The sequence below is a fragment of the Streptomyces sp. OfavH-34-F genome, from assembly GCF_022347745.1.
Taxonomy (GTDB): Bacteria; Actinomycetota; Actinomycetes; order Streptomycetales; family Streptomycetaceae; genus Streptomyces.
This window is the reverse complement of the sequence record NZ_JAKRGC010000510.1, coordinates 1-2,859: the sequence shown is the minus strand read 5'-3', so window position 1 is coordinate 2,859 and position 2,859 is coordinate 1. Positions and strand designations below refer to the sequence as shown.

The following is a 2,859-nucleotide window of genomic DNA, read 5'->3' as shown; positions in this document are numbered from 1 at the left end:
GGCGGCCGGCTGCGCGGGGGCGGGCGGGACCGGTTGCGGGGCGGCGTTCCCGGGCGGGGTGCCGGTGATCGTCCGCCAGTGCCAGGCCGAGTCGAACGCCGTCACGGCGGCCTGCTCCCCCTGCTCGGCGAGCGCGGCCGCCTGCTGCGTCATCCGCCCGATGAAGGCGGACACCTGGTGCGCGGCGAGCATCTCCTGCTCGGTGTACGGCTCCCCGTCGGCGCGCACGATGCGCAGGTCCACGAACCCGTCGAAGGGGCGGTCGCACACCCACACCGTCTGGGGGCTGCGGATCGTGAAGCGCACCATGTTGTTGACGTGCCCGTGGTGGTGCTGGTCGGAGAAGTGGGCGATGTCGGGAATGGTGGGCGGCACGAAGTGGTCGCGCTCCAGGACCTTCTCGGTGCGCGGCAGATTGCCGGCGATGAAGTGCCAGGAGTTGTACTGCATGCGCGAGGACATCGCCCAGGCGGTGTCCGCGAGGGTGGCGGGCGAGTCACCGAAGTGCCGCCGGGCCTCCGGCGCGGGCACCACGCAGCAGAAGAAGTCCGTGATGCCCCAGGTGGTGATCTCGTCCCAGGACTCCGCGCGCAGCGCGCGCACCAGCTCCGGCAGCGACCGGATGCCGCGGCTCATCGAGAAGTCGGCGCCGAACGCGGCGGTGGTGGCGGCGACCGCCTCGTACACGACCGCCTCCAGACCGGTGCCGAACTCACCGTGGGGCAGGGCCAGCCAGGACGGGTCCGCGTCGTCGGAGAGCCGCAGCCGCTCCAGCCGGTCGCCGGTCACCGGCAGCGTGGCGCGCAGGTGCTCGGTGACCTGCCGGTCCCGGTCCGCCGCCACCTCGCCGTACGGGGCCGCCGCCTTCTCCACCTTGTGGATCAGGGTGCCGTGGATCTCCCGGTACAGCTGCACGGTGCGGGCCACCTCGGGGCGGACGGCGCCCAGCTCCGTCGCCAGGGCCGTCAGCGCGTCGATCCCGGCGTCGGGGCCGGCCGCGGCGATGCGCTCGCCGCCCAGCGCCCCGTTGTAGGTGCGGCGGGTGTGCTCCAGGAGCAGGCCGACGCTCTGCGGGGTGAGCTGGGAGCCGTTGACCTCCTCGATGCGGCCGTACCCGGCCGAGCGGATCAGCAGCCCGACGCACACGACCAGCAGGACGTCGTGGTCCGACCACAGGTCCAGCGGCAGACCGGACAGCCCGGCGAACACGCAGTCCGGGTGGCCCGGCCACAGCGTCTTGCCCACCACCGTGTTGGTGTCGCGGAAGTTCGTGTACTGCTTGTCCTCGATGTAGAGCATGAAGGGGGCGGTGCGCCGCGCGCCCTCGGTCAGCTGCTCCAGCAGCGCCGCGCGGACCTCGGGGCCCTGCTCCGCCAGCCAGCGGCGGCTGTCGTCCGCGTCGCGCTGGAAGCGCTCCCGCGCCCGGTCCGCCTCGCGCCGGTACTCCGCCAGGTGGCGCGGCGCCCACGGCACCCGCAGGACGCCGCCGACCAGCGTGTGCTGCTTGGCGAGCGGCGGCTGGGAGGGGACGCGCACGACGACCCGGCCGCTGGTGGTGAGGCCGATCTCGCCGAGGAACGCGGCGCGCTCGGCGGTCTCCGCGACCGGCCCGGCCTGCCCGCCGGCCTCCGCGGACAGCCCGGCGAGGACCTTCAGCGCGGCGGCGTCCGCGATGCGCAGGGCGCTCGTCTGGACCTCCGCGGGGACGTGCCCGTCGAGCGTGAGCAGGATGTCCAGGGCGGCCCGGGTGCCGGCGGCGGCCGAGGCCTTCTGCCACACCCGGGCCAGCAGCCCGGGGAACCCGGCGTCCTCCTCGCGCACCCGGTCCGGCTTGGGCGTGGCGCCGGCCGCCGTGCCCAGACGGCTGGGCCGCCTGCTCTGGCGCTTGCGGGAGTTGGCGGCTCTCCGGGAGCCGTCTCGGTCCATGGGCGTGGTCATGCGGTACCTTCCCCGGTGAGTGCGATGTGGCTCCACATCGCGTCGTCGGTGGGCGTCCAGTCCTCGTCGACGTAGATGCAGTCGACCGGGCACTCCAGGACGCAGACGGGGCAGCCCGAGCACAGCTCGGGGATGATCACGACGTCGAGCCCCCTGTCGAAGATCGCGCCGAACTGCTCGGGACAGCCGCGCAGACAGCTGTCACAGGTGATGCACTCGGACGTCTCGATACGGCGCGGGGGCTTGGTCCAGTTGCCGGCGCGGCTGCGCGTGGCGATCCTGATGTCTCGCCCGGACGGCACGGCTGACGAAGCGTTGATTTCCACGGGCATGCGACCCCTTAGGCGTCGTGTCGATGACGGCTCGAATGGATGCTTCGAGCATTCGGGGTGCCTCTCGACCTTCTCCTGAACCCTGGTCGGAGCCTGCTGGAGTGCCGAGGAACCGGGGAACCGGCCCGGCCCGGGCGGCCCCGGCCGGGGCGCGGGCCGCCTGCGCCCGGTGCCCGTCCGGCCGCCGGCGAGCGGGGCGTACGGGCAGGTCGGGGCAGGTTAGGGGCAGGGTCAGGGCATCATGTCCTGTTTGGTCCTGAGCCCCTCGGCGAGCAGGCTCCACTCCTTGCCGATGCGCTCGGCGATCGGGGCGATGACTCCGAGCCAGTGGGCCGGAACCGCGTCGATCAGTTCCCGCCAGCCGTCGTCCGGCTCGGCGGCGTGCAGCTGCATCCAGCGCAGGAACTCCCGGCCGCCCGCCGTGTAGCGGATGGCGGGGTCGGCGGCCATCTTCGCCGCCACCGCCGTCCAGACCGGGACCTCGTCGGCACGTTCCCCGCGCTGCGCCGCGCCGGTGGGGCCGGGCGCCACCCGCAGCGGTGTTCGGGCCGTGCCGCAGGACTCCGCGCCGCCCGCCGCCGGGGCGGGC

The 2,859-nt window shown here is 74.0% G+C and carries 2 protein-coding genes and 1 pseudogene; all 3 read right to left on the bottom strand.

Annotated elements, in window-relative coordinates:
* On the bottom strand, positions 1–1,938 hold a 1,938-nt coding region (locus MHW47_RS34145; RefSeq protein WP_239227724.1), incomplete at its 3' end, for a hypothetical protein.
* Positions 1,935–2,264 carry a 4Fe-4S dicluster-binding protein gene (locus tag MHW47_RS34140; protein WP_239227723.1) on the bottom strand — a complete coding sequence of 110 codons (330 nt, stop codon included), beginning with the start codon at positions 2,262–2,264 and terminating at the stop codon, positions 1,935–1,937. The genes MHW47_RS34145 and MHW47_RS34140, both read right to left, overlap by 4 nt.
* Before the next feature lie 237 nt (positions 2,265–2,501).
* Positions 2,502–2,859, bottom strand: a pseudogene (locus tag MHW47_RS34135) (nuclease); the annotation flags it as partial.